The following is a 25,685-nucleotide window of genomic DNA, read 5'->3' on the forward strand; positions in this document are numbered from 1 at the left end:
TGTAAGTTGAATTGGAGGTATACACTATGATCACCACAACCATTTTCCCAGGGCGCTATGTACAGGGTTACAACGCCTTGAAGTACTTGGGCGAGGAAGGTGCCCGTTTTGGGACTCGGGCTTTGCTACTGGCAGATCCCTTTGTCCACACACGAATTCTCCCTGACTTGCTCCCAACTTTGCAGGAAACAATTACCCCTCTTGTCGAGCCTTTCGGGGGTGAATGCTCCGATGAAGAAATTGAACGGTTAGTGCAGATTGGGAGAACCGGCGGCGTGGAATTTGTGATCGGAATCGGTGGCGGGAAAACACTGGATACCGCCAAGGCTGTAGCGCACGCTATAAAACTGCCGGTAATCATCGTTCCCACTATTGCCTCCACCGATGCACCTTGCAGCGCGCTTTCGGTCATCTATACTCCCGATGGTCAGTTTAAGCGCTATCTTTTCCTCCCTAAAAACCCAGACGTGGTTCTGGTAGACACGCGCATCATCGTACAGGCACCAGCACGCTTTTTGATCAGCGGTATGGGAGACGCTTTAGCAACCTGGTTTGAGGCTGAATCCTGCCAGATCAAACAGGCGCCCAATATGACCGGACGGCTCGGCTCAATGACGGCCTACGCACTGGCTCGTCTCTGCTATGAAACCCTGCTGACCTACGGCGTCGAGGCCGTAACCGCCAATCAGGCTGGCGTAGTCACCCCCGCCTTTGAAAAAGTTGTCGAAGCCAACACGCTGTTGAGTGGACTGGGGTTCGAATCCGGCGGTCTTGCAGCTGCCCATGCCATCCACAACGGCTTAACCGCTCTGGCACCCACCCACCATTACTATCACGGCGAAAAAGTCGCCATTGGAACATTGGCATCTCTTTTCCTGACCGGCAAGAGCCCTGCCGTTATCAACGAGGTCTACTCATTCTGCGAAGCCGTAGGTCTTCCCACCACTCTCGGCGAAATTGGACTAACTGAGGTTAGTGATGAAGATCTAATGCGTGCCGCCGAAAAAGCCTGCGCACCAGGTGAAACCATTCACAACGAACTGGGCGAGGTAACTCCCCAAAAGGTCTTCATGGCACTGAAAGCCGCAGACGCAGAAGGCCGGCGTCGCAAAGGGAAGTGATTCTGTTCCGATTACGCCTTTTATGCCCCATCCGCACTATATTCGGATGGGGCAAACTCATTTCGTAGTAGTTTTGTATTCTGTTCCAACCGATCCGCCCAGCGCAGGGCAAATGGCATCGCCTCTGTGTCTGTTGAGGTTATCTTCCTGTACCCGAGGATCCTGCCAGGCAAAGTATTCGTCCAGGAGTTGGTGCACAACCTCGGAGAGGCTTTTTCCCTCACGAGTGCCCCTTCCACATGCAACGATTCCGAGCGTTACCCCAAGGGAAGGACACACGAACCACCCGCACCTTCCCTCCAACATTTTCGTACGATTGTGCTCATAAAATACAATCTCAATATCGCTCACGCATTGCCATGCGTGCCAGATACTGATGGCTTTTAAGATATTTGGCCAGTGTGACAAATTCGGCGAGCGCATCTGGAAAGCACTGGTTCAGACAGCAAATAAGGCCCCGCCTGCACTTTGGCAATCAAATCACACTACTATAATCTGCCCACTCTAACCGCGGCAAAAAATAGGCAAACATCATATCACCATACCCAAAAACCGCAGGATTGAATAGAGAAGCGAAACCTTGACGATCCTTCTAGAGCATGATAAACTATCGCACGGTTGGGGGCGTGGTGTAGCGGTTAACATGCGGCCCTGTCAAGGCCGAGATCGCGGGTTCGAATCCCGTCGCTCCCGCTGCGAATGATCAAAAACCGGGTAGTCAAGCCCGGTTTTTGATTTTCTCCTGGAACCGTATTATTACCAACACCCACGAATACAAATCAAAGATAAGTTTCAGGGTCATTTTATCCAAAAAACAATCGCCTCTCGGTCATCAGACCGGTTTACAGGGTAAAATGAGTAAAATCCTCTAAGTTGTGGATCAGAGGGACATAACATGATTAAACCCCCCATTAACATAGTATGGGTGTTCCTGAGCTTCCTGCTTTTGACTGCTTGTTCGCATCTTGGTTTACCCCATCCTTCGCCAGAGGGAGCAATAAGCACCTCTCTTAGGTCCACTCCTTCATTAACTCTCTCACCCTCACCGACAATTACACTCACCCTAACACCTACCAAAATCCCCACCCATACGCGTACACCAACTACTACCTCCACTCCTACAATTACCTCAACACCAACCATCACTTTTACCCCCACCTTTGCTTTCCCTGAGGTCACGGTTAAGGTTCAGGCTCATTGCCGTTACGGTCCAGCACGGGCGTTTCTTCATGCAGCCGACCTATACCCCGGCGATCATGGAACGGTACGGGGTAGATACCGGTATAGCGCCTGGTTGTATGTGAAATTTGACAAGTTAAATTATTTCTGCTGGGTGGCTCCCTCGGTAGTAGAAGTGGTTGGGGATATTACTCGTATCTATTACACCGAACCACGTCTGCCAGGACCGAGTGTGCTGTACGGTCCCCCAGGAGAAGTGCGGGCTGTCCGCGAAGGAAACCAGGTTACAGTATCATGGAGCCGGGTGGCAATGACAGAAGACGATGATCGAGGCTACATGCTGGATGTGTTCATCTGCCAGCAAGGCAATCTGATCTGGTGGCCGGTGGCATTGTCAGATCAATATCAAACAAGTTATACCTTCACCGATGAACCCGGCTGCTCCCAGCCTTCGGGGGGTGTGCTTTACACAGTTGAAAAGCACGGATATTCCCACCCCACCCCTATTCCCTGGCCTTCTCCATAAAAGCACAATCTAACGAGAAATGGGCTTGGGACCATAACGCGAGAGATAAGACTCATGCAAAGCCTTGCATTCGGCTTCGTCAAGGGTTTTCACCTGTCCTCCCATTGCACGGGCAAGAATTACCAGACGTGCCGAAGTCTCGGCAGCAAGGGTAGCGCCATAAGCCTGCTCCAGGTTAGTTCCCACAGTAACTAATCCATGATTAGCCATGACGCAAGCCACCCCACTTTCGCCCATTGCTTTCTGGGTCACTTCAGCCACCTCCTCAGAACCAGGCCGGGCATATGGCGCCACCGGGACAGGCCCTGAAAGAGCAGTAGCCGACTCGATTAATACCATTGGAATTGGTTCATGAACGATTCCAAACACTGATGCGTAAGGGGCATGGGTATGGATCACGGCTTTAACATCCGGGCGCGTTTGGTAAAACCGCAGGTGTAGGGCAATCTCGCTGGTGGGTTGCCATTTCCCCTCTAGGATCTTTCGATTCAGGTCAATTACTACAATGTCCTCCGGAGTACGCAGGTGATAAGGAATGGCGCTTGGGGTAATGGCGATCAGTCCACTTTCCGGGTCCATGGCGCTGATGTTGCCTTGGCCAGTGTGTGCCAGGCCATCAGCAGCCATACGATTACCGATTATTACAATTTGTTCACGCAAATCTTTCAGGAGCATAACAACCACCCGTGGATTTGTCTTTTGGCTAGTCTAGAGGGCTCTCGGCAGAAAAACTGCGCGCAAGATCGTAAGGCGAAAACACACCTTTTGAGGTTACCACAGCCCCAACTAAATGGGGTGGTGTGACATCAAAGGCGGGGTAATAACCCTGAACACCTTCCATGGTTGTGGGGACTCCCATAGCATGCAGGACTTCCTGTGGATCGCGCTCCTCAATTTCAACCGAGGTAATTCGGGCATGACTGCGCGATGGGTTACCAAGTACATAATAGGGAACTCCATGATAATGAGCAGCAAGAGCAATCTGGAAGGTACCCACCTTGTTGACAACATGGCCGTCGAGGGTAATGACATCCGCAGCCGAGATAAAGACCTGAGCCATCTTGCGAGAAAGTATGTACGCAGGCATGTTATCTGTGATCACCGTCACCGGAATATCCAATCCCCTTGCCACCGAGGCAGTCAGACGGGCCCCTTGAAGGTAAGGGCGCGTTTCCGGACAAATGAGGGCAACCTCTTTTCCACGCTCACGAGCCACTAAAAGCGTAAATCCGATCAGGGTTTCGGCAAAACACTGGGTTAGGATTGTCACACGATTAGGCAGAAGATCAACTGCATAAGAAGCAATCTTGCGCGCATTGCGATAACGCTCATTCAAAATACGATAGGTGTGAATCAGCGTGATCTCTTCAGGGTCTTGCCCTTGTTTTAAGGCGTCTTCGGCCAATTGACGAAGATGTTCAATCTGTCGGGCCAGATCCTGCGAAGTCGTCGGACGGGCATGCGACAGTTCATAGGCAGCCTGTTTAAGGATAGCAATCGCCTCATCCATGGGTTTACCGCGGGCTTCACGCGCAGCACTTACCATCCCCAAGGAAGCAACCAGGCGAGGACCACCACTTTGAGTGACCATATCCCGAATTGCCTGAGCCGCCTGGTGATAATTTTCGCAGCGCACAAACTCCACTCGACGTGGATACACCCGCCGATCCAAAACATAAATCACGCCATCTTCATACTTGGCTACGTTTTCATATTGTAGTAAAAAGGGAAGCCCCTTATCTGCTCGTTCATCCAGTACATCTTCAATTCTCATCACTACCTCCATGCTCAAAAAATCGGACGACAGGATGCACCACCATCAATGATCAGGTTGGTGCCCGTTATCCAGGCTGCTGCGGGTGAAGCCAGGAAGAAGCAGGCCTCGGCAATTTCCTCCGGTTGACCCATTCGTCGTAAAGGGGCCGTTTCAAGCCATGACCGGACCCCCTGAGGCCAGGCATCTTCAATCCCTGGTCGGGCAATCAAGCCTGGCGACACTGCATTCACACGTATTCCATAAGGACCTAGCTCATAAGCCGCGGCTCGCGTCAACATTATCACAGCGGCCTTGGCAGAACTATAGTGACTATGCCCCATAGCCGGAGACAACCCCTCAATGGAAGCAATGTTGAGAATAACCCCACCCTCTCCCTGGGCAATCATTTGACGCGCCACCTTCTGGGTGCTGATGAAAACAGCCTGCAGGTTGACATCTATCACTTCCTGCCATTCGCCTACAGATAGGTCCAGGAGGGGAGAAACCGGATAAGTACCGGCGTTATTAATCCATACATCCACCCGGGCATAGGCATCTAATGTAGCCCGGAGCAATGCCTCAACCCCTTCCTCTTCGCTCAGGTTGGCCTGAACACAAATGGCCTTTCCCCCTGAGTGTCGAATTTCGTCTTGAAGCCTCTGAGCGGCCTCCGAATGGGTAAAATAGTGAAGGGCAATCGCAGCACCCGCTGACGCAAAGCGTCTAACGATTGCCTGGCCTAACCACCCGCTGGCTCCCGTGATGACAACCACTTTTCCGTGCATATCCAACCAGGAAGGAACATTGGACATAGGCAACCTCTTAAGACCAGGGAAAGGAATGTAAAATGCCTTCACGACCTTCGGTTAATGAAATCATTCGTCTCCTGAACTTAAAGCCCTTACCGGCTGAGGGTGGGTTGTTTGTACAAACCTATATCAGCAATGAGGTGCTTCCACCTGAGTGTATTCCTGGACGTTATAGAGGAGTTTCCAAACCCTTTGGAACCGCCATTTATTACCTTCTGACCTCCGAGTCCGATTCGTTTTCCGCCCTTCACCGTTTGCCCACGGATGAGATCTACCATTTTTATTTGGGAGATCCGGTTGAGCTGCTGCTGCTTTACCCGGATGGTTTGAGTCAAAGAGTCGTTCTGGGACAAGATATATTGGCAGGCCAATTTGTCCAGTGGGTAGTACCGCGAGGGGTATGGCAGGGTTCGCGCTTGCTGCCGGGAGGCGAATATGCCCTGCTGGGGACAACAATGGCGCCAGGATTCACGCCGGAAGATTATGAAGAGGGAAAGCGCGACCACCTCATTGCGCAGTATCCCAACGAAGCGGAAAGGATTGCGCAATTGACCCGTTAGGCAGAGGGTTTGAACATTCAGGGATGGTTTCATATTAAGCGGGGGTTGTAATCGGGGTAGAAACTGGCGACGTCCATTGCCAGTGACTTAATCTCTTCCTTGATGCGTTCCTCATCTGCTGTCAGCAAGGAACCCTCATGGAGGACAAGATTGCCGTCAATGATCACGTTCCGCACATCACTGCTTTTGGCTGCATAAGCAAGATGTGAGATCACATCATACTGTGGTATTAAGTGCGCGCCCTCAAGGCTAACAGTAATGAGATCGGCTCGTTTTCCAATCTCCAAACTACCAATCAGGTTGTCTAGTCCTAAAGCCTTAGCCCCGCCGAGGGTGGCCATATACAGGACTTCCATAGCGGTCACAACCGTGGGGTCTTCGGAAGCCCCCTTATGGATCAGTGCTGCGGTGCGCATTTCTCCCCATAGATCCAGGTCGTTATTCGAGGCAGCCCCATCGGTGCCCAAGCCGAGGGTAACGCCCTTTTTCAACAAAGCAGGGATTGGAGCGATGCCAGATCCTAACTTGAGATTGGATTCAGGACAATGAATAACAGCCACTTCCTGTTGAGCAAGCCGTTCGATTTCATCATCTTGCAAATGGACGCAGTGGACCAGCACTGTCCCGTGATGGAGCATTCCCAAGGACTCCAGGTAGCCAATTGGAGTCATGCCAGTGCGATGAATCAAATTTTGTACTTCGGTGCGTGTCTCACTGGCATGGGTGATCAACGGCAAGTGGTATTCCAGCGCTAAGCGATGTGCAATTTGAAGTGACTCCTGGGAAACGGTATAGGTGGAATGCACCTGAACGCAAGGATGGATTCGTGAGTGATTCCTGTAAGTCTCGATGAATCTGCGTACAGGCTCTTCTTTATCCCGAGAACCTTCATTGCCTACGGTGTCAATTAGACCAATGCCATTCACCAGACGCAAGCCAGTGATCAATGCGGCTTGCGTGGTGGCCTCAGCTTGCCAGTACATATCAGCAGCAGTGGTGATTCCCCCGCGAATCATCTCAACAAACGCAAGCGTACTGGCTTTATGGACATTTTCGGCCGTGGCAAAGCGCATCTCCAGTGGCCAAATCCTGGTGAGCCAGGGTTCCAGGGGAATATCATCGGCAAAACCACGGAAAAGGGTCATGGCCGCGTGGGTATGAGCGTTTACCAACCCTGGCATAAGCACCTGATGGCTTCCGTCAATAGTCACCCTGGCCTGACTTTGGGCAAACCTTTCTACAGGTCCCAGATCTACAATAATACCGTCCCTTATCCCCACAGCACCGGAAGGGATGATTCTGTTTGATGCATCCATGGTGAGAATGGTAGCCGCTTTGATCAAAATGTCGTAAGGCTGATTTGAATCCATGAACACCTCGTTTGCTTCCAATAAGAGCAGGGAGTGGAAAACCACTCCCTGCTCCAAAAAGAAGGTCTCTTATTCGGCTTCTTCAACGAACTGTTCACGGCCCGACATCATCAGACTGCCAACAATGATCAGGATGAGGAAGGGCAGAACACCCAACCACACCCCTACCTGACCTTTTTCGCCAGAACCAAATTGGAAGAGCGCTTGGCCATAGAGTCCAGTGGAGATGCCAACCCCCACAATCAGGCCCCCAAGAGAACCAACAATGGCAAGAATGGCGCCCAGCTGGCGGGCAAAACCAGGCGAAACATCTTCCTTGCTCATAATGTCGGTCCAGATCAACCCCCATTGTTTAACCCGGGGATACAGAAGGAGGAGCAAAGGCGGGCCGAGAACCAATTCTGCAATGGCATTATTGAGGGTAATGACGACGGAGAGGAAGGCAAAGGGAATCAAGCCGGCCAAGTCCAGGTACCAGGCAATGATGATAGCGCAGGCTGCGGCTGAGGTGATCACAATGATGATATAGGCTAGAAGCTTGCGCCAGGAATTGATGGTTTGAGAAACATCGTTAGCCGGTATCAAACCAAGGGCACCCCACATTTTATATGGCAAGAAGCCGAGGAAAAAGTTACCAAAGAAACCAAAAATGCTTCCCCAGCCCAGGGTGCCTCCGAAGATATCTCCAATTGTATTACCGATGGCAGAACCCCATGCCCCCGCCGGACCGAACATCAAACCAAAGATCACGGGGAACACATTAGCAGGACGGACCTCCGTAATACCCGGAATGATCGGAATTCCGCCCTTAAAGGGAATGAGCACGGCAGCATAGATTGCAGCAGAGAGCGCGGTCAAAATAATCATACGCGTGTTCTTCCACATGGAAAAAACTTCTCTCATTTTGGGCCTCCTGGCAAATGAACATAGATGGAGATTTAGGGAGACAAAAGGTGGGCAAACTTACAGATCGAAAAACCTGTTCTCTCGATAGCCAATCCTCCTTTCTGAGCTGGGGTTGAAGAGCGCTCAGGCGCGTTCTTCCTCAGGGGGATGAAACGTTAATCGTGCAGATTCACAATCACATGAAGATAACCCCGAACTTTTCAGGGTTTGCAAGAACAATGTTAAGATGCTTTTTTTCAGAGTTGCCACACCTTCTTCCAGAAATGTAATTTCCTTGCCAGATTCAATACCGGCTGCCCAGTTAATGGAATAAGCCAGAGCCGCATAATGAAGGCCCAGCTCACGCGCCAGGGGAGCTTCGGGGACACCGGTCATCCCGACCACATCACCGCCTAAGATTGAAAACATACGGATCTCGGCAGCCGTTTCCAGGCGTGGCCCGTTCGTGCACACATAAGTGCCCCTGGGCGAAATTTTCAATCCCATAGCAGCCCCAATTTCAACTAATCGTTGCCGCAATGCTGAGCAATAAGGATATGACATCAACGTGTGAGCAAAACCCTCTTTGCCGCCGTTGAAAAAGGTGCTTTCCCGATTCTGGGTAAAGTCAAGGAATTGGTCAACTACCACTAAACTCCCGGGGGGAAGATGAGCAGAAATAGAACCCACTGCAAGCGTGGCTAGCACATGGGTCACACCCAGTTGGTGAAGCGCCTTGATGTTTGCACGGTAGTTAATCCGGTGAGGAGGGATGCTGTGGGTTGTTCCATGACGTGGAAGAAAGAAAAAGTCTTCCCACTCCTCCTCGCCTTGGAACAACAAAACATCGCCATAAGGGGTATGAACCTTCTCTGGACGAAGATGGATCCCCTCCAACGTGTCAAAGCCTGTTCCTCCAATAATGGCCGCGCGCATTTTATCCTCGTCTCCGAAATAAATTTTAGAAACGAATTAATCCAGGAATATCGCCAAAGCCCCGGATCTTCAGATAAGTGGTGATGACAAACATCACTAACATTAACCCCAACATCCAGTAATCCGCACGCTGCATTTTGATATCCAGGTAAAAAGTACGCTGTTCGCGGGCTCCAAACCCTTTGGCTTCCAGCGCCATTCCAAAGATATTGGTATTGCGAATGGTCGAAACAAATACGGGAACCAGCAAGGGGAGGTATTTTCTTATGCGCTCCAAGAGATTCCCGCTATCCAGATCTAGACCACGGCTACGCTGAGCTTGAGCAATGATAAACACGCTACCTACAATTGTGGGCACCAAACGCAAGGCGGTTGAGATGGCAAATCCCACCCGGTAGGGTAACCCGAGGCGGATCATGCCAATTACAAATTCCTCATTGCGAGTCGTGCTCATAAAAATCATACCGGCGGTGATCAAAGTGAGCATGATCAGAACACGCCCCAGACTGTATGCCAGTGACTCGACGGTAAAGATCCAGAAAAGTCTGGTCTGACCCCCAGCAAATAAATTCCATATGATGAGACCGGAGACAGCCAGTACCAGCATGATATAGCGAATCCGGCGTAAGTTGATGAGCGAGTCGGCTAGAATTCCCTGTACCACAACCAGAGCCGAAATGGGCAAGATCCATAGTGGGTTTTGATAGTAGAGCACAATGACGAAAGTGACGAGAAGAATGATGATCTTGGTGCGGGGATCCAGCCGATGAAAGAAAGTATCGCGATCAAGGTAAATCTCGGAGTCCATGGCAAATTTACTCCCGCGAAGTTGTTTCGGTGCAGGCAATCAATTCGTCAACGGTTAAGAGAGTTTTTCCTAACCGATTGGCGAATGTAACGTGCATGGGGGGGCGGAGATAAGCGTCCACCAGTTCCTGGTCATGGGAGAACACTTCACGTGCAGTTCCCTGCAAGTAAATCTGTCCATCTTTCATGACATAGACCCGGTGGGCATATTCGGCTACTACCCACATGTGATGGGTCACGAAAATGATCGTACTGCCGTTTTCATTTAGGCGACGTACCAAATTCATCATACTGCGTTGCTCGTTGTAGTCCAATCCCGTTGTGGGCTCATCCAGAATCAGGATCTCGGGCTTGGCGGCCAGGACTGAAGCCACCGCAACTCGCTGGCGACCGCTCTTGGTAAGACTAAAAGGATCAGCGTTTTCATAGCCCGCCAGACCTACGGCCTCCAATGCTTCCGTGACAGCCTGCCGGATGGTTTTTTCATCCACCTTGCGCAAGCGCAGCGTGAAAGCCACCTCATCGTAAACGGTGTTAGAGAAGATTTGGTGGTCAGGGTTTTGAAACACATACCCCACTTTATGTCCGAGTTCAAAAACCCCTTGTTCGCGGGTGGTGCGTCCGTCTACCCAGATCTGTCCACCCGTGGGCATGAGTAATCCGTTAAAATGCTTAACCAGGGTGGTTTTACCACTACCATTCTGCCCCACAATGGCGACCATTTCGCCGCGCCGGATCTCAAGATCAATGCCTTTCAAGGCCTGTGTGCCGTTGGGATATGCAAATTGCAGGTTTTCGCATCGAATTAGAGGAGCACCGTAGCGCAGTTCACGCGTCCGGTCCTGTTGCTGTAAAGATTGGTAGACGCTATCAGAAAGTTGCCATTGCTCTTCTCTAAACCGTTGAATTCCGTCGTTAATCGTTAGGGGAGTATCTGAGTTGCCTCCCATCCGATGGAAATATTTAGTTACCCCCAGAGGCATAACACCGTGTTGCTCAAGCAGGTCCACGTCACGAAGGACTTCATGGGCAGGTGCGTAACGAATCGGCTTGCCTTCATCAAGAAGCAAGATTTTTTGTGCCTCTAAGACTTCCTCCGTTTCATGTTCGACGACTAGTAGCGTCAGATCATCGCGTTGGCGAAGATGATTGGCAATTTCAAATACCCCCGCTTTACTAATGGGGTCGAGATCCGTAGTTGGCTCGTCCATGACCAATACTTTCGGATACATTGCGAGAACAGAAGCAATGGCTAATTTCTGCTTCTGACCACCCGAAAGCGTAGCCGGGGAACGTCGTTTCAGGTTTTCTAAGCCCACAAAGCGAAGGGCCTCGTCTACGCGCCGGGCAATCTCATCCCGGGGTACGTTGAAATTCTCCAGGCCAAAGGCCACCTCTAATTCTACGTTGGTAGAAAATAATTGGGCCTCAAAATCCTGAAACACCATACCAGCAACTTCAGCCATTTCCGCAACGCGCGAAGTCCGAGTATCCTTGCCGCATACTCGGACTTCACCAGAGAACTTACCGCGGAAAAAGTGCGGAACCAGGCCATTAATGCAGGCAGCCAGGGTGCTCTTGCCCGCCTCGCTTGCACCCATAATGGCCACGAACTCACCTGGCATTACGTCGAGCGAGACATGTTCAATGGCATTACGCTTTTGCCCGCGATAGCGGTAGGTTAGGCCTTTTATGGAAATAATGGGTTGTTCCATAGCCATCCTTCTTGTTTCAAAATTTGCGTCTTAGTCACTCTTCTTGCGGGTTAGAGGCACGCATAATTGCGTCCCAAATCAGGTATTCGTTTTGGTTAGCAATCTGCGACATGCGCATGGCTGTCAGAACATATAAACCCTGGATCAGGGCGTGTTGGGCAACCCGCGAGGCCAGGGTTTCAGGACGCGATTCGTGAGAAACGCTAAGCAGGACAACATCAGCCAGTTTGCTGAGTTCTGAGGATGGATTTCCGGTAATAGCGATAATCTTGCAACCATGACGCCGTGCTTCCTTTGAAGTATTGATGGGGGGTTGAGAAGCACCAGTTTGAGATATGACAACCAGCACATCATTTTCGTCCAAAAGGGCGGCTTGCATGAGTTGAAGGTAAGAATCGGTCTCAACCTTGCAGTTCAGGTTAAGTCGGCTAAGTCGGTTGTGTAACTCATGAGCCATGGGACCGGACGTGCCAACCCCAACGATTAAGATTGAGCGGGCATTCCGGAGTAAAGTCACAGCACGCTCAAGGGAATCTTCGGTCAAAAGATCGAGGGTATCCTGCATTGCCTGGATACTACCTAGGAAAACCTTGCGCATTACCGTCAAGGGAGGATCATCTTTTTGAATGTGATCAAAAATTAGATCGGGAGAATCAAGAAGAGAGCGCATTAAGGCGATTTTGAGTTCGAGATAGCTCTGAAAACCGAGGGCACGGCAAAAGCGTACAACGGTAGCATCGCTGACGCCACTGTGAGCGGCCAGTTCGGCCAGAGTCATCTGCATCACCTTCTGATAGTTGACCAGGATGAAGTCAGCAACCTTCCGCTCAGAGGGGGAAAGCGAGGGATAGAAGCCACGAATATGGGAGAGGGCGCTGTGGGTGAAGGTACTCTCGTCTGTCATTGATGTGAATTAAAAAATTGCTTATTTGGGCAGAATAATTCAATTGTAAATATGTAAATACACGGCATTGAGATTCTTCTACCAGTAAGTTTTCTTCCCTCCCCCTGAAGTTAATTTTTATATTTTGGCACTTATGATGAAATGCTACTACATTCTAGCAAATTTCACAAAGGTAGTCAATATCCTGCGCATTGAAAAATCTCGTCATTTCCATAGGATAAGAGGTTAAGTCACTTTCCTGATTTTTGTTATCGTCAATCCTCCCTAAATAATGGGCTCGAATTTACCTCATTATGATTCCCCAGGTAACGATGGTCGAAATAGAAATTGCAAGGGATTATTATGAATTATTATGAAAAGATGCAGGTTATGCTCATTACGGGGCCCCTCACTGTATACCCACCCCCACAAGGGCAGAAAAGCCTCTGATGCCAGACACTTCCCAGTTTGCGCTAATAACACAATAAGCGCGGAATGCACCTATGAGACAACCTTCGATGGTACCATGGAGTGGTGACAACTTGATTAGATGCCCCCGTGCAGAACGGCCAGACCCTCCCAGCCTGGATTCCACCTAATTTACGAGCCACCGCATGATAACGTGGAAATCAGCGACAGGGCACCTGTAATCCAAAAGCATGCTTTGGCTTTTTGGAACGTAAATTAACCTCATCACCATAAGAAATCCGCCGACAGGTACCTCCTTACCTGTCGGCGGTATCGCTTTTTATCCTTCCATACAGGCTTTTAAGTTAGCCAGTACGGTTATGGCTTCATGTTCATTCATCTTATGGATAATCGGCTCAGCCAATTTGCTAGTAACCGAGCCGGGAATGGTGTAATCAACCTTAAGGGTGACTTGGGTAACACCCTCCTTTTCCTGAAAGATCCAGATGAAGGTGCTTGGGATGCTGCTTTCGTTCTTATCCACGATGCGCTCATTCTTAATGAACTCAATCCACTCTGCCCTGCCGTCGAAACGGATACCAGCCATCTTGTACGTCCAGTCATAGGAATATCCACCGTTGGGTAGGGGCCGAACGTTTCTTACCTCCTGCAGACTGGGCCAGATACCAGGCAGGTTTTCGGGCTTAGACATAAAATCGAACACCTTTTCCACAGGTGCATGGATCATGATAGAGTTTTCAATCTTGGTCATGGCTCTTGCTCCTTATTATCTCCTGAATGGTTGACTTCTTTAAACCTGTTTACAGCAGACAGGCAAACCCGGGGAACCCATCAGGCTTCCCTGTCTGCCGTTTGAAACCGAGGACTATCCACTGGGCCGGATGGGCGCAGGCGCCACTGGCGATGGATACCAAAGCTCTGCAGTCACATTAAGGGCAAGCGTATGCAGTTCAGACCATACTTTTTGCGCATCTTCATTCATATACCACGTTGCCCAGGCCGCCATATCGGGAAACTCGTAGGTTGCTACAATCTGGGGGGCACCGAAGGCACCTCGAAACGCTCGAAACTCAATGACCCCTGGGATTGCCAGAGTTCGGGGGATCGAGCTATTGAGCCACTGCAAGTAGGCATCAGTCTTATCCGGGTGGATATCCCACTTGACTACAAAAAGCACCATTGTCATTCACCTCCTTTCTGTTCAGATTCCACTCATCCGCTTCCCTGATCCTTTGTCAACGAGGATAGAGGAGCGAGAAAACCCTCGATAAAGACAAGCAGTTGATGCACCTCCTGAAATGTCATCCCCTCACCGCTTTGCACATGCTCAATGCGCCCGCGCCAACCCATTTCTCGGCCCGTATCTCCCCACCCCCTTTCCCACCAAAAACGGATCACAAAGGTGTGTTGCGACTGTTGCGTATGGCGAGGCATATGATCTCCAGAGAAAATAAAGACTGCTCTTTCAAAGAGCAGTCTATCAAAAGGGTGTCAAAAAACCTCAAATCGTCCGCATTCTTCAAATCATAGATCATGCCTCGCGAATTCAAGGTAATGCTGCCGCCGGCGCAGGTCGGGGATACGCGCAGCCTTGGCTTCAATGATGCCATCAGACAGCCTGTTCACTTTATCTGCCGCTTCAATACGACAAAGCGCTCGAAGGACATAGGAGTGAGCACGATAGACCTGTTCAGTACCAATCCAAGCCTCATCGCTCTGGGGCATAAGATCTATAGCACGCTGAGTATGTGCCAAGGCTGTTTCAAGATCGCCTTGCGCTAACCGAACCAACCCTCTCTCCAATTCACCCCACATTAGGTAGGTCGGTACAGCAATGTTGTTAGAAATTTCTATTGCCTCTAAAGCGTCTACCAGGGCTAACGATAGGTTTCCCAGATTACGTTCAGCACGAGCCAGCGCTGCCAACCCGACTGCCAGATTGCCCCGGCACTCGCTTTCACGTGCTAGGGCTACCGCCTCCGTTAAGAATCTTTGGGCCGTATGATATTGGTGAGTGCTACACGCCACCAACCCCAGCCCAATGAGCGCTTCCACTATTCTCCGACGGTGCTGGATCGGACGCGCTCGTTCAATAGCCTTTTCCAACCAACACTGCGCTTCAACCGAATCGCCCAGATGGTGCAACGCAAAACCGATGCCAACTTCAGCGGCCACCAGCAAGTGTTCCGTGCGAAGCCCTTTTTGAATGGTCATCGCCTGATGAAAGGTTTCCTCTGCCACCACATAGTTGCCCCGGCAGAGCTCCCAGGAACCAGATTGTATCAAGCCGTATCCTTCTGCTGAGTGGGCGCCAATGCGTTGGGCTAATCCCAGATTATAGGTTATATATTGCTCTGCCTCCGCAAATCGCCCCATCTTCTGAAGGGTGGCAGCCATATCCAGGCCCGCCCACACCATGCCATTGTAATCACCAATCGCTTGATGGGCAGCATAAGATTGTTGCTGATAAGCAAGCGCACAGGCGTAATTTCCCAGATGGAAATGCACGTAACCCAGAATGTGAATGATATGCCGACGCGTCTCATCATCCATCCCCGGAATCATCCTCAGAGCAGAATCAAGGGCCTTCAGAGCCAATTTTGGCTTTCCCAAGAAGTAATAAGCAAAGCCAATCTGGGTCAATAGGTAACAATAAGCCGACCTATCCGGGAGGCAGTCGGCTAAAATCAATCCTTCCTCCGCTACTTCAATAGCCCGCTCATACTGCGCATCCAAGTTTAGATAACGGGCATGCTGGACTTTAAATTGTAGGCGAAGGTATGCATCACTACTGCTCTGGGCTAGTTTGCCCAGTGCCTCTAGATCGGCATCACGTTCCGTCAGGCGTGCCTGGAGAGAGCGTAATTCGGCTCGGCTGATCAAAATCTGGCCACGGCGATGCAAATTTTCCGGTTGAGTGCACTCGGGATCCAGTTGCTCTAACAACCCCAACATTTGCCCCAGGTGCTCCTCCGCCTCCTGCCAGGCAAACACCGAGGTAGTCCTTTGTGCCGCCAAGCCATGGTAATGCAACGCTTTATCTAATTCACCACTGGCATCAAAGTGGTGCGCCAAAGCACTGGATACTAAGGAGCGGTCCCCATATAAACCCTCCAGGGCTTCAGCAATCAAACGGTGCAGCCGCTGACGTCTTCGATGGTGAAGGCCCATGTAAATTGCCTCATGCACCAGGTGGTGTACAAACTCATAGTCATGGCTGGTAGCTCCGCTTCCCTCGCACAGAAATCCCTGACGCAGTAATTCATCTATCGCTTCCAGTGCGGTTTCTTCATCCATCCTACTGGCTTGACATATAAGATCGAGATCAAAAGCGCGACCTGCAACCGCCGCATAAGTAATCCACTCCCGGGCTGATGGAGTTAACTGGTCCAGCCGCGATTGAATGAGATCACGTACAGTATTGGGTATAGGCAGAGAGCCTTCTGGCAAAGGGATTGCTGCAAGAGCACGCAATGTCTCAACCGTGAAAAATGCATTACCCTGAGTGTGCTCGTACAAGCGATCGACATATTCGCCTTTAGTAGTGCGCCTAACCAGTTCTGCGACTGCCTCCAACGGAAGCCTTTCCAGCACAAGGTGCTTTGCCAGACCATCGCGTGCCAATTGAGCTGTCACTTCGGCAAATGTACGAGAGGGAATGACGTTCTCTGGACGAAATGTGGCAAGATAGAGTACACGCACGTCAAATGTCTGCCGCACTAAATAATGAATTGCGGCCAGGGTCGTATCAGTTGCCCAGTGTAAATCTTCCAGTAACACCAACAAGGGAGCACGAGATGCAAAATGACGGATAAGCGTCGCAATCGCATGGAATAAAATGGCTTGCTGATCCGGTAGCAAAGAACCGGTTAAGGGAACAGACCGCGTGGAGGATATCTCGGGTACAAGACGCGCTAATTCATTCCTTGCCCAGGCTGGTAGATCCAGCCATATCTCCTCCCCCTGATGAATCAGGTTACGCAAGATTTCCGTTAGCAATTGGTGCGGTAAGAGTTGCTCTGACTCGAAGCATCGTCCCTGCACAACCATTCCATCATGCCAACGTACCGTGGCTGCGAATTCTTCTGTCAGGCGCGTTTTCCCAACCCCGGCTTCACCGCTGATGAAAACCACATGGCCCTGCCCTTGAGTTGCTTGCTCCCAACACGCCCGAAGCGCATTCATCTCGCGCCCGCGCCCTATGAAAGGTGGCTGCTTAAAAATGTCCCAAGGTGGCGGTGCCTTCAACGAAATAGGCTCAAGGGCTATTGGAACAGTGAAATGTGCACCGAGCAGGCTTTCTACTTGCTCAAGTATTTCAGATGAGGGGGGAGCATGGAACTCTTGTTGCGATATTTCACAGCAGAGCCGCCATTGACGCCGCGCCCCAGCCAGATCGCCCAATGCAACGAGAGAACGTATCGTTGCAAGGTGCATGTCTTGCATCAGTGGATCATGCATGAGGTATTTTTGTGCGTAAATCAATACTTCCCTAACATTCCCATGTACTTCATGCCAATCCACCAGGCGCTTTAGCGCGTCTAAATACAGAGCTTCCAGGTAATAACGCTCTTCAATGCACCAGTCGTCATAAAATCCCTCAAGCAGGTCACCCCGGTACAACTTAACCGCAATAGCCAGATCCTCTGGCTCGCATGGATTCCCCTTCACCCGATTCTCAAACTCGGTTACATCCAGCCAGAATGAACTGTTTGGATCAAATCGTACGGCGGTTGAATCAGTAATAAGATACTCTTTACCAAGCGACCTGCGAATCCGCCACAACGCAGTGGTCAAGGAATGACGTGCGTGGAGATCATCGCGATCACCCCAAAAGAGTGTAGCAAGATCATCCCGCAGATAAGAGCGATCACGATGAAGGATCAGGTAAGCCAGCAGCGATAGGGTCTTTTGCGTCGCGAGAGGGGGTAATAGTTGATTGCCCTGATAAATTTCCGGCCGCCCCAAAAGGTAAATGACCAAATCGGGGCGCGTAACACTCTCCGCCTGCATGCGGCGTTCCTTTCACTACAATTACATTTTACACTTTATTAGCACCCAATGTAAATAGGCCAAATTTATATTATCCAGGGCAGATATCCCAGCCTTTTACCACTCTCTTTGATCATAGATACTAAAGAGTTTTTTACAAAACCTATGCCACAGGACTACCCCGCTATGCATTTACGCTTACGAGGCGGTTCCTAGACCATACCATATGTGTGTATCACGATATGAAACATGCCACCAGAATGTCTTTCACAATCTCGTTGACTGGTCGACTTACGTCCACCGTTACAGCACCAATCGGTTCTTCCAAAGTTTCGAACTGGCTTTGGAGCAGCTCGGGTTTCATAAAATGGCCTGAACGGCCCAACATCCGTGAGCGGATAAGATCATAACTACCTTTGAGGTAGACAACCTGACCTCCTTCATTGCCGTTCAGCAAGGTTTGTCGGTAACGCTCCTTAAGCGCAGAGCAGGCCAAAACCAGGGACCTCCCCTCGCCGAGACGAGAAGCGATCAAATCATGCAGAGTTTCTAGCCACGGAAGACGATCCTCATCGTTCAGGGGAAAGCCTGCTGCCATTTTAGCGACATTTTCAGGGGGATGAAAGTCATCTCCATCATAAAATTCCCATCCCAATGTTTCAGCCAGAATCCTCCCCACAGTGGTTTTTCCGCTTCCGGCTACTCCCATCAAGATGATAAACCGAGGCGCTCTCATAAAATGACCGCCATCACCAACCGCCCCAAGCTCGCCTATTAATAATTTGCTATACGAAAGAGCAATCCGTTTCCCGATGGATCTCGCAAGAAAAGCCCTTCTTCCCAATACTCAATGCGCTGGTCTTGAGCCTCAAGATTCTTTTCCAGACGTTCCAACTCCTCAAGGCTCGGAAGATCGAAGGCTATATAATATAATCCAAGCGCATCTGAGGGTGCTGGAGGCACCCCCTCGCCTTGCCAGGTATTATAGCCTATATGGTGATGATAACCACCCGCAGAGACCATTCCCATCCGAAAGCGGTAAGCCACGCCCATATCATCAAAGCCTAATACCCCATGATAAAAACGTCGCGTGCTCTCCAAATCCGCCACGTAAAGATGAAAATGTCCAAGCCTTGTTTCCGGAGGCACGTTCACATCCAGATGATCATCATCTTTTAGATAAGCAAATAAGGCATCCAGATCAAGGGGTTCTCGGCCATTACTGGGCCGTCCATCAGCCCATTGGGCTATCAAGTTTCCATTTTTCAGAAGGAATACCCCATCTTCCTGCGACTCACAGTAAAGCTCAATTGTATTGCCTTCTGGATCGTCCAGATAAGTGGTCTTGGTCATCACATGATCGGTCGGATAATTGGGCCAGCGAAACGCCAACAACCGAGCAATGGCACGAGCCAGTTCACGGCGACTCGGGAAAAGAATGGCAAAATGATAAAGTCCAGCAACCCCCTGATAACGCTTTCCCTTCTGGATCTCGCTCAAACGAACCAGATCTCGGCCAGCAACCCCCAAACCAGCACGATTATCTTCCCACCAGTTCAGTGCAAGTCCCAATACATTCTGATAAAAGGCAACTTGATGTTGAAGATTAGCCACTTTCAGATGCACATAGGCAGGTGTCGTCTGAGGGTGAATCCGATGAGGAGCAATAGCCACAGGTTTAGGTACTTCTAATGTATTCATTGGGCCTCCGTTCCATACCGATAATCCCAACTCGCAAGTCAGATCAACAATTGCCCAAAAATTTCTTTTTAAGCGCTACCCATTAAACGACACCAATGTTGTCATGTCAATCCACATCGCCACTTTTTTGTTGTTTACTCAACATAGCAAACCAATTCCATCCCAGAGAGATAACGCAAGGTCAGGGTTTAGTATCAAGAGGATCTTTACACCGGGCCATTGTGCTTTGGGGTTATAATAGTCATGAAAACCGTTTCTAACCGGAGGAAGGATGGTAGCGCATAGTCGCCCCCCTGGAAAAACCACAGTCGCTCCCGAGGTATTGGTCACAATAGCCCGTTTGACCACCCTGGGTATTCCCGGGGTAAATCGCCTTGCCACCTATCCGGGCGAGGTTAACCGCTTATTCGATCGCGGTGCTAGCGAGGGCGTCAAGATAAACGTGGAGGATGATAAAGTTTATATTGACATTTACGTCATCCTCAATCGTGATGTTAATGTACGCGAAGTAGCGCGTAATATTCAGGCTCAGGTGGCACGCGCTATCACAGAGATGGTGGGCATGGAAGTAGGAAGGGTCAATGTTCACATTGAAGATATTCAATATTAGGTACACCTAGTTAAGTCCTATGAAGCAGCGAACCAAAGCTCGCAGCGTCGCGCTTCAAGTTCTTTACGAATGCGACCTTACCCAACATACGCCCGGGCAAGCCCTTGAACAGCGCCTGGCTGAAGAACATCTTGAGCCCGAGTTGGCAGAATTCAGCCGCCAGATCGTTTTCGGCGTCTATCCCATAGTAGACAAACTTGATCGGTATATTGCACAGCATGCGCCTGAATGGCCGTTGGATCAAATCTCGGTCATTGATCGCAATATCCTGCGTATTGCTCTGTGGGAATTTGCGGTAGCCGGATGTACACCGGTAAAGGTGGCCATCAATGAGGCCATTGAACTGGCCAAAACCTTTGGTTCTGACAGCACCCCCCGCTTTGTTAATGGAGTTCTGGGGAGCCTGGCCAATCGTCTGGATGAAATTCGCCAACAGTTCCAACGGGAAAAAGCCCAGGAAGAAGGGTTATCCCCTCGAACAACCTGAACACAGATCCTCACTGTGTTACCAGTACCCTGCCTGTCCGTTTTTTGTCTTCATAGGAGGAATTATCCTCAATGACGCTTCGATCACTCCTCAAGCATCCCCGCTTAACCCTCCACTTTGTGCTCAGCCTGCTGGCCTCAATCAGTCTTTCGGGTTGCCAGGCATTGACAATCTTCCAACCCACTCCCGCCCCCTCCACCTCGACACCAGCCAGTGTCCCTCTTGTGCCCCTGACCTTCCAAGTCACTGTTCCTTCCGCTACCTCCAGCGGGGATGTCATCCTTGAGGTCGTGGACGAGGTCACAGGCATAGCACTGAACTCTCAGCGATACAAGATGCAACCTGCCGGAGAACAACGGTACACCCTGGAATTGGGGTTCCCCGTAGGAAGCGTGGTGCGCTATCGTTATCTGCGTCAGGAGATCATACCCCAAGTGGAACGCAATCCCTACGGCCAACCAGTGCGCTATCGTCTGGCAGTGGCACGCGCCCCTGCGATCATTGAGGATCATGTTGTGGCCTGGCAGGGAAGCGGCCCAGTGATTGAAAGTGGCAGATTAGTAGGCCAGGTATTCGACGCCACAACGCGTGCGCCAGTGGCTGACGCATTGGTATGTATGGCGGGCATCCAAACTTTCACCACCTCAGATGGCTCGTTTACCCTGGAGAACCTGCCCCCCGGAAAACATAACCTGGTGATTCTCCCTACAGAAGGGTCATACCACGTTTTTCAACAAGAGGCGGTCATTGCCCCCAATGCCCTGACCCCCGCTCAAATTGCACTTCAGCCAGCCCGGCTGGTGAACCTCACTTTCGTAGTCCAACCACCTACGGAACATATTCGGGGTTTACCCCTGCGAATCGTTGGTAATCTCCGCAGCCTGGGAAATACCTTCGCCGATCTAGAGGGTGGTTTGAGCGTTCTGCCTTCTCGTGCCCCTCTTTTGTCTCTGCTGGATGACGGACGCTACACCTTTACACTCAGCCTTCCCGAAGGCACCGACCTGCGCTATAAGTACACACTTGGAGATGGTTTTTGGAATGCGGAACACGCCTTAGACGGTAGTTTCAAGGTTCGCCAATTAATCGTCCCCGATCATGACACCACCATCAACGATCAGATCGAAACCTGGGCCATGGACGATTCGGAGAGAAATCCGCTTACCCTTTATATTAAGGCCCCTCCCGAAACCCCAGCAGACGAACGAATATCCATCCAATTTCGCTTATATACATGGACGCCAGCCATCCCTATGTGGCCGCTGGGAAATCAGCAGTGGTTGTATGTATTTTATAGTCCACAGCACGCCCTGGGCGAGGTGAGTTACCGCGTTTGCCGTAATGAACAATGTGGCCTTGCTGATGACTTGGCTACCGCAGGCAGTACGGCCTCCGGGCTTCCCCTCATTTCATCAGAAGGCAGTAATACCATCACACACCAGGTCGAAAAATGGAACAATCTAACTCCATGGAGTTTTACACCCCCCTCAATTGAAAGCGCCACCCCGCGTTCCTCATTTGTCGCGGCTGTCGAAGTCGCTCCCCACCTCTCCCCCCTCGCCCTTCCCCACCTTCCTGCCACGTTTATGAGTATCCGGGAATTGAATGCCAACTGGATCATTCTTAGCCCGACCTGGTCTTTGACCTCGACCACCCCACCCCGCCTGGAGTATGTCCCCACTAACGGTATTAGCAGTGCCGATCTAAACGCACTTGTCTCCAATGCCCAACAACAGGGCCTAAGTGTTGCCCTTTATCCCCGCACAAACCCATTTGCCCTTACCCAGGCCCTCAGCGACAATCCGAACAGCATAGAGACTTGGTTCTCCGAGTACCGCCGTTTTATCCTCCACGTGGCGGACAAAGCCGCACAATCCCGTGCTCAGGCTTTGATCTTAGGCGGTCCAGAAACAGAACCCCTTCTCAGCATCCACGAGGCAGATTGGCGTGATCTAATCACAGCAATCCGCCAGAAATTTACTGGACAATTAATTTGGACCATTACCGAACATCAACTTGAAACACCTCCTGCCTGGCTTGATCAGGTGGATGGGGTCTATGTTTTGCTCTCATCGCTCCCCAACGATGGTTTTCCGGATGAATCACAACTCAACGAAGCCATGGGAAATTACCTGGATGCTTCGCTCTCATCCCTCTCCCAACAACTCGGCAAACCCCTTTGGGTTGGCATTGACTACCCCAGTGCCCAACCCATTCAGGATGGGTGCGTAGTGCACCAGGAAGGATGCCTGTCTTCCGAGCACCTGATTTGGAACGGGTCACTTCCCAGTCTATCACCCGACCTTGATCGACAGGCTCGGATCTATCAGGCGATTGCAGTAGCGATAAATGCTCGTCCATGGATCAGTGGCTTTACCACCCGAGGTTACCATCCGGCCGTCAATCTGACCGATGCTAGCCCCTCGGTGCGTGGTAAACCTGCCGCCGCCGTGTTAAGCGCCTGGTTTCGCGCCTGGAAAAATGCTTCTCCCTAGAGGTTAGACACATATAAAAAGGAGCCTCCTTGGTGAAAAACTTAGTCAACTTATCCATCCGACCCAGTCTGGAAGCGCAGGGGCTTTACAATCTGGGTGATATCCGGTGGAATCTCTCAACCGCCCAACTGGTGGAAGAGATCATTCGCAATAAGGAGGGTTGGCTCTCCCATCATGGAGCCATCGTGGTCCACACGGGCAAACACACCGGTCGCGCCCCACGAGACAAATTTATTGTGGCATATCCAGACCACGACGATATCTGGTGGGGACCCATTAATTCTCCCATTTCACCAGAGTATTTTGCTCGCCTCCACCAAAAATTTGCCACCTTTTTCCAGCTCCGCCCAATTTACGTGCAGGATGTATGGATTGGTAATCACCCCGCTTATCGCCTACCCGTGCGAATTATCACCGAGAAAGCCTGGCATAGCCTCTTTGCGCGCAATCTGTTCATCCGCGAAGAACAGACTACTGGCCCGCATTCCAATCCGGAGTTCACCCTGATCCATGCGCCGTCTTTCCGCGCCAATCCCGTAGAAGACGGCACGCGCTCCGAAACTGTGATTGCCATAGATTTCGTGCGTCGTCTGGTCCTGATTGGTGGCACTGCGTATGCTGGGGAGATCAAAAAAGCAATGTTCACGGTTATGAATTACCTGCTTCCTCAGCACCATGTGCTGCCAATGCACTGTTCCGCCAACGTGGGCCCCCAAGGAGATGTTGCTCTTTTCTTTGGGCTGAGTGGCACTGGTAAAACCACTCTCTCTTCCGACCCAGAGCGCCCTCTCATCGGTGACGACGAGCATGGCTGGGGAGAGGACGGCATTTTCAATTTTGAGGGGGGCTGTTATGCGAAAACGATACGCCTAAACGCCCAACTTGAACCCCTAATCTGGTCTGCTGTTCATCGTTTCGGGACCGTGCTGGAGAATGTGATTCTCAATCCCGATTCTCGCCTTGTAGATTTTGAGTCTGATACCATCACCGAGAACACCCGTGCGGCCTACCCGCTGGAATTTATCCCACACGCATTGAAGGAGGGACGTGGCGGACATCCTCAACATATCTTCTTTCTGAGCGCAGATGCTTTTGGTGTCCTTCCACCACTTGCACGCCTGACTCCTGAGCAGGCGCTTTTCTTCTTCCTCACTGGTTATACGGCGAAACTTGCGGGCACAGAGACAGGGTTGGGGCGCGAGCCTCAAGCCACCTTCTCAGCGTGCTTTGGCGCTCCTTTTCTTCCGCTCCATCCTACGGTTTATGGTCGGATGCTCAAAGAAAAGATCCAGCAACATGGAACGCAGGTTTGGTTGATCAACACCGGCTGGACTGGTGGCCCCTACGGCGTAGGGACACGCATTCCGTTGCCCTACACCCGTGCTATGGTGCACGCAGTACTATCACACGGACTGGACAGTGTCCCTTATCACCAGGACCCAATCTTTGGGTTATGGGTGCCCGAAACGTGCCCAGGTGTACCCAGAGAGTTGCTCCAACCGCGCCAAACCTGGAGCGATCCTCAAGCCTATGACCAACAGGCTCGTACCCTGGCTGAGCAATTTCGTGCTAATTTCGAGGCAATAACCGAAACCTCACTTACCGTTGCCTTGAACCACCGCGAGGGCTAAAGCCTATCAACTACCTTAGAGTTAAAGGCTACGCCAGGTACATCAAAACGGCCGCAGCCACCAGCAAAAATGGCGTGTAAGGCAGCGCGGCGAAGGGTTGATAACGTCGGCGCATCAACAACCATACGAGATACAAGGCGCTTACGAGACCTCCTAACAGGATTGCAAAGAGCAAACCGATCCCTATTCGCGGCCACCCCAACATCAATCCCAGCACCCCACTTAGAGTCACATCCCCAAAGCCCAACGCCACCTCATCTGACTCAAGACCGCGCCTGCGCGCTGCCCAACGCACAAAGATTTCTCCTAGATAGTACAGGGCAAGCATAATCCCAAAGCCCAGCCCGCCTCCCAAAAGGGTCGCTTGCCAGCCATTAAGCCATATCCCAACAATTGCCCCAAGAAGAGCACCTGCACCGCTCACCTCGTACAACACTACCCGATACTCCCAATCCATCACGAGCACCGCACTGAAATATAGCAACAATCCCCATGCCATATAAAGGGGAAGCCGGTCTGGAGGAGGCCATATCCACAAGGCCAGCGTTAGAAGGGGAAGAACCACCTGGACAACACGCGCTCGTTGAGGGCGCTCCGCCCCACACGTCGTACAGGGACGCAACAATATGTAACGCATCAGGGGGTAAGGATGTTGGCAACGCAGGCAAAGTGCTGGGCTTAAGCGTCGGGTTTGCGGGAGAACATCGGCAAGGTAGTTAACCACTACGCCCATCCCGTAGCCTAAAAACAACACAGCAACCATAGTCAGGCCGAACAGAAGCGAGTTCATACT

Annotated in this window: 23 protein-coding genes and 1 tRNA gene; 8 read left to right on the forward strand and 16 right to left on the reverse strand. The window is 51.0% G+C overall.

Going from position 1 to position 25,685, the window contains the following annotated elements; genetic code table 11:
* The first annotated feature begins 26 nt into the window (after window positions 1–26).
* The 3 genes from SE15_RS07275 (at window position 27) to SE15_RS14345 (ending at window position 2,826) form a co-directional block, all read left to right on the forward strand.
* Window positions 27–1,121 (forward strand): glycerol dehydrogenase, encoded by a 1,095-nt coding sequence (locus SE15_RS07275; protein ID WP_054521466.1) that lies wholly within the window; start codon window positions 27–29, stop codon window positions 1,119–1,121.
* Window positions 1,122–1,741: 620 nt separating this feature from the next.
* Window positions 1,742–1,814, forward strand: a tRNA-Asp gene (locus SE15_RS07280).
* Window positions 1,815–2,016: 202 nt separating this feature from the next.
* On the forward strand, window positions 2,017–2,826 hold the full coding sequence (locus tag SE15_RS14345) for a hypothetical protein (RefSeq protein ID WP_152965570.1): 810 nt from the start codon (window positions 2,017–2,019) through the stop codon (window positions 2,824–2,826).
* Between the two features lie 9 nt (window positions 2,827–2,835).
* On the opposite strand, the gene SE15_RS07290 is transcribed toward SE15_RS14345, so the two are convergent.
* From SE15_RS07290 to SE15_RS07300, 3 genes are read right to left on the reverse strand one after another with little or no spacing between them, the layout of a single operon-like run.
* Window positions 2,836–3,501: a class II aldolase/adducin family protein gene (locus SE15_RS07290; protein ID WP_054521468.1), complete on the reverse strand. Its 666-nt coding sequence runs from the start codon at window positions 3,499–3,501 to the stop codon at window positions 2,836–2,838.
* A gap of 28 nt (window positions 3,502–3,529) precedes the next feature.
* A complete protein-coding gene (locus tag SE15_RS07295; RefSeq protein WP_054521469.1) occupies window positions 3,530–4,600 on the reverse strand; it encodes a s-methyl-5-thioribose-1-phosphate isomerase in 1,071 nt (356 codons plus the stop codon).
* Between the two features lie 14 nt (window positions 4,601–4,614).
* A complete protein-coding gene (locus SE15_RS07300; protein ID WP_054521470.1) occupies window positions 4,615–5,394 on the reverse strand; it encodes an SDR family NAD(P)-dependent oxidoreductase in 780 nt (259 codons plus the stop codon).
* Between the two features lie 35 nt (window positions 5,395–5,429).
* Here SE15_RS07300 and SE15_RS07305 point away from each other — a divergent pair, with 35 nt between their 5' ends.
* Complete coding sequence (locus tag SE15_RS07305) at window positions 5,430–5,951, forward strand: cupin domain-containing protein (protein WP_054521471.1); 522 nt, start codon at window positions 5,430–5,432, stop codon at window positions 5,949–5,951.
* A gap of 29 nt (window positions 5,952–5,980) precedes the next feature.
* Here the strand turns inward: SE15_RS07305 and SE15_RS07310 are convergent, their stop codons facing one another.
* The 12 genes from SE15_RS07310 to SE15_RS07365 form a co-directional block, all read right to left on the reverse strand.
* Complete coding sequence (locus SE15_RS07310) at window positions 5,981–7,321, reverse strand: amidohydrolase family protein (protein WP_152965571.1); 1,341 nt, start codon at window positions 7,319–7,321, stop codon at window positions 5,981–5,983.
* Window positions 7,322–7,390: 69 nt separating this feature from the next.
* Window positions 7,391–8,224, reverse strand: a complete 834-nt coding sequence (locus SE15_RS07315) for a QueT transporter family protein (RefSeq protein ID WP_054521473.1) — start codon at window positions 8,222–8,224, stop codon at window positions 7,391–7,393.
* 126 nt (window positions 8,225–8,350) lie between these two features.
* A complete protein-coding gene (locus SE15_RS07320) occupies window positions 8,351–9,142 on the reverse strand; it encodes an S-methyl-5'-thioinosine phosphorylase (protein ID WP_054521474.1) in 792 nt (263 codons plus the stop codon).
* 25 nt (window positions 9,143–9,167) lie between these two features.
* Complete coding sequence (locus SE15_RS07325) at window positions 9,168–9,950, reverse strand: energy-coupling factor transporter transmembrane component T family protein (RefSeq protein ID WP_054521475.1); 783 nt, start codon at window positions 9,948–9,950, stop codon at window positions 9,168–9,170.
* Window positions 9,951–9,957: 7 nt separating this feature from the next.
* Window positions 9,958–11,670, reverse strand: a complete 1,713-nt coding sequence (locus SE15_RS07330; protein WP_054521476.1) for an ABC transporter ATP-binding protein — start codon at window positions 11,668–11,670, stop codon at window positions 9,958–9,960.
* Window positions 11,671–11,698: 28 nt separating this feature from the next.
* Window positions 11,699–12,568, reverse strand: a complete 870-nt coding sequence (locus SE15_RS07335) for a MurR/RpiR family transcriptional regulator (RefSeq protein WP_054521477.1) — start codon at window positions 12,566–12,568, stop codon at window positions 11,699–11,701.
* 727 nt (window positions 12,569–13,295) lie between these two features.
* Window positions 13,296–13,727, reverse strand: a complete 432-nt coding sequence (locus SE15_RS07340) for an SRPBCC family protein (protein ID WP_054521478.1) — start codon at window positions 13,725–13,727, stop codon at window positions 13,296–13,298.
* 114 nt (window positions 13,728–13,841) lie between these two features.
* Window positions 13,842–14,162: a putative quinol monooxygenase gene (locus tag SE15_RS07345; protein WP_152965573.1), complete on the reverse strand. Its 321-nt coding sequence runs from the start codon at window positions 14,160–14,162 to the stop codon at window positions 13,842–13,844.
* Window positions 14,163–14,188: 26 nt separating this feature from the next.
* Window positions 14,189–14,410 (reverse strand): hypothetical protein, encoded by a 222-nt coding sequence (locus SE15_RS07350; RefSeq protein ID WP_054521480.1) that lies wholly within the window; start codon window positions 14,408–14,410, stop codon window positions 14,189–14,191.
* Window positions 14,411–14,500: 90 nt separating this feature from the next.
* Window positions 14,501–17,989, reverse strand: coding sequence for an AAA family ATPase (locus SE15_RS07355; protein WP_054521481.1), 3,489 nt, complete (start codon window positions 17,987–17,989; stop codon window positions 14,501–14,503).
* 214 nt (window positions 17,990–18,203) lie between these two features.
* Window positions 18,204–18,704: a gluconokinase gene (locus SE15_RS07360; protein WP_201778073.1), complete on the reverse strand. Its 501-nt coding sequence runs from the start codon at window positions 18,702–18,704 to the stop codon at window positions 18,204–18,206.
* 38 nt (window positions 18,705–18,742) lie between these two features.
* The gene (locus SE15_RS07365) at window positions 18,743–19,669 is read right to left on the reverse strand and encodes a VOC family protein (protein ID WP_054521482.1); all 927 of its coding nucleotides are present in this window, start codon (window positions 19,667–19,669) and stop codon (window positions 18,743–18,745) included.
* Window positions 19,670–19,940: 271 nt separating this feature from the next.
* On the opposite strand from SE15_RS07365, the gene SE15_RS07370 reads away from it, so the two are divergent.
* The 4 genes from SE15_RS07370 (at window position 19,941) to pckA (ending at window position 24,892) form a co-directional block, all read left to right on the forward strand.
* Window positions 19,941–20,279 carry an Asp23/Gls24 family envelope stress response protein gene (locus SE15_RS07370; RefSeq protein ID WP_054521483.1) on the forward strand — a complete coding sequence of 113 codons (339 nt, stop codon included), beginning with the start codon at window positions 19,941–19,943 and terminating at the stop codon, window positions 20,277–20,279.
* Window positions 20,280–20,298: 19 nt separating this feature from the next.
* The gene (gene nusB / locus SE15_RS07375; protein WP_054521484.1) at window positions 20,299–20,766 is read left to right on the forward strand and encodes a transcription antitermination factor NusB; all 468 of its coding nucleotides are present in this window, start codon (window positions 20,299–20,301) and stop codon (window positions 20,764–20,766) included.
* A 71-nt stretch (window positions 20,767–20,837) separates the two neighbouring features.
* Complete coding sequence (locus tag SE15_RS07380; RefSeq protein ID WP_054521485.1) at window positions 20,838–23,261, forward strand: glycoside hydrolase family 113; 2,424 nt, start codon at window positions 20,838–20,840, stop codon at window positions 23,259–23,261.
* A 32-nt stretch (window positions 23,262–23,293) separates the two neighbouring features.
* Entirely contained in the window at window positions 23,294–24,892 is a 1,599-nt protein-coding gene (pckA, locus tag SE15_RS07385) for a phosphoenolpyruvate carboxykinase (ATP) (RefSeq protein WP_236690005.1), read from the forward strand.
* A gap of 28 nt (window positions 24,893–24,920) precedes the next feature.
* On the opposite strand, the gene SE15_RS07390 is transcribed toward pckA, so the two are convergent.
* Entirely contained in the window at window positions 24,921–25,682 is a 762-nt protein-coding gene (locus SE15_RS07390) for a prepilin peptidase (RefSeq protein WP_054521486.1), read from the reverse strand.
* Between the last annotated feature and the right edge of the window lie 3 nt (window positions 25,683–25,685).

This window comes from Thermanaerothrix daxensis (assembly GCF_001306145.1).
Lineage (GTDB): Bacteria > Chloroflexota > Anaerolineae > Anaerolineales > Anaerolineaceae > Thermanaerothrix > Thermanaerothrix daxensis.

Excerpts from the sequence above, each read along its gene's own strand:
- SE15_RS07275 (WP_054521466.1), top strand. The coding sequence starts at position 27 with ATGATCACCACAACCATTTTCCCAGGGCGCTATGTACAGGGTTACAAC.
- SE15_RS14345 (WP_152965570.1), top strand. The coding sequence starts at position 2,017 with ATGATTAAACCCCCCATTAACATAGTATGGGTGTTCCTGAGCTTCCTG.
- SE15_RS07290 (WP_054521468.1), bottom strand. The coding sequence starts at position 3,501 with ATGCTCCTGAAAGATTTGCGTGAACAAATTGTAATAATCGGTAATCGT.
- SE15_RS07295 (WP_054521469.1), bottom strand. The coding sequence starts at position 4,600 with ATGAGAATTGAAGATGTACTGGATGAACGAGCAGATAAGGGGCTTCCC.
- SE15_RS07300 (WP_054521470.1), bottom strand. The coding sequence starts at position 5,394 with ATGTCCAATGTTCCTTCCTGGTTGGATATGCACGGAAAAGTGGTTGTC.
- SE15_RS07305 (WP_054521471.1), top strand. The coding sequence starts at position 5,430 with ATGCCTTCACGACCTTCGGTTAATGAAATCATTCGTCTCCTGAACTTA.
- SE15_RS07310 (WP_152965571.1), bottom strand. The coding sequence starts at position 7,321 with ATGGATTCAAATCAGCCTTACGACATTTTGATCAAAGCGGCTACCATT.
- SE15_RS07315 (WP_054521473.1), bottom strand. The coding sequence starts at position 8,224 with ATGAGAGAAGTTTTTTCCATGTGGAAGAACACGCGTATGATTATTTTG.
- SE15_RS07320 (WP_054521474.1), bottom strand. The coding sequence starts at position 9,142 with ATGCGCGCGGCCATTATTGGAGGAACAGGCTTTGACACGTTGGAGGGG.
- SE15_RS07325 (WP_054521475.1), bottom strand. The coding sequence starts at position 9,950 with ATGGACTCCGAGATTTACCTTGATCGCGATACTTTCTTTCATCGGCTG.
- SE15_RS07330 (WP_054521476.1), bottom strand. The coding sequence starts at position 11,670 with ATGGCTATGGAACAACCCATTATTTCCATAAAAGGCCTAACCTACCGC.
- SE15_RS07335 (WP_054521477.1), bottom strand. The coding sequence starts at position 12,568 with ATGACAGACGAGAGTACCTTCACCCACAGCGCCCTCTCCCATATTCGT.
- SE15_RS07340 (WP_054521478.1), bottom strand. The coding sequence starts at position 13,727 with ATGACCAAGATTGAAAACTCTATCATGATCCATGCACCTGTGGAAAAG.
- SE15_RS07345 (WP_152965573.1), bottom strand. The coding sequence starts at position 14,162 with ATGACAATGGTGCTTTTTGTAGTCAAGTGGGATATCCACCCGGATAAG.
- SE15_RS07350 (WP_054521480.1), bottom strand. The coding sequence starts at position 14,410 with ATGCCTCGCCATACGCAACAGTCGCAACACACCTTTGTGATCCGTTTT.
- SE15_RS07355 (WP_054521481.1), bottom strand. The coding sequence starts at position 17,989 with ATGCAGGCGGAGAGTGTTACGCGCCCCGATTTGGTCATTTACCTTTTG.
- SE15_RS07360 (WP_201778073.1), bottom strand. The coding sequence starts at position 18,704 with ATGAGAGCGCCTCGGTTTATCATCTTGATGGGAGTAGCCGGAAGCGGA.
- SE15_RS07365 (WP_054521482.1), bottom strand. The coding sequence starts at position 19,669 with ATGAATACATTAGAAGTACCTAAACCTGTGGCTATTGCTCCTCATCGG.
- SE15_RS07370 (WP_054521483.1), top strand. The coding sequence starts at position 19,941 with ATGGTAGCGCATAGTCGCCCCCCTGGAAAAACCACAGTCGCTCCCGAG.
- nusB (WP_054521484.1), top strand. The coding sequence starts at position 20,299 with ATGAAGCAGCGAACCAAAGCTCGCAGCGTCGCGCTTCAAGTTCTTTAC.
- SE15_RS07380 (WP_054521485.1), top strand. The coding sequence starts at position 20,838 with ATGACGCTTCGATCACTCCTCAAGCATCCCCGCTTAACCCTCCACTTT.
- SE15_RS07390 (WP_054521486.1), bottom strand. The coding sequence starts at position 25,682 with ATGAACTCGCTTCTGTTCGGCCTGACTATGGTTGCTGTGTTGTTTTTA.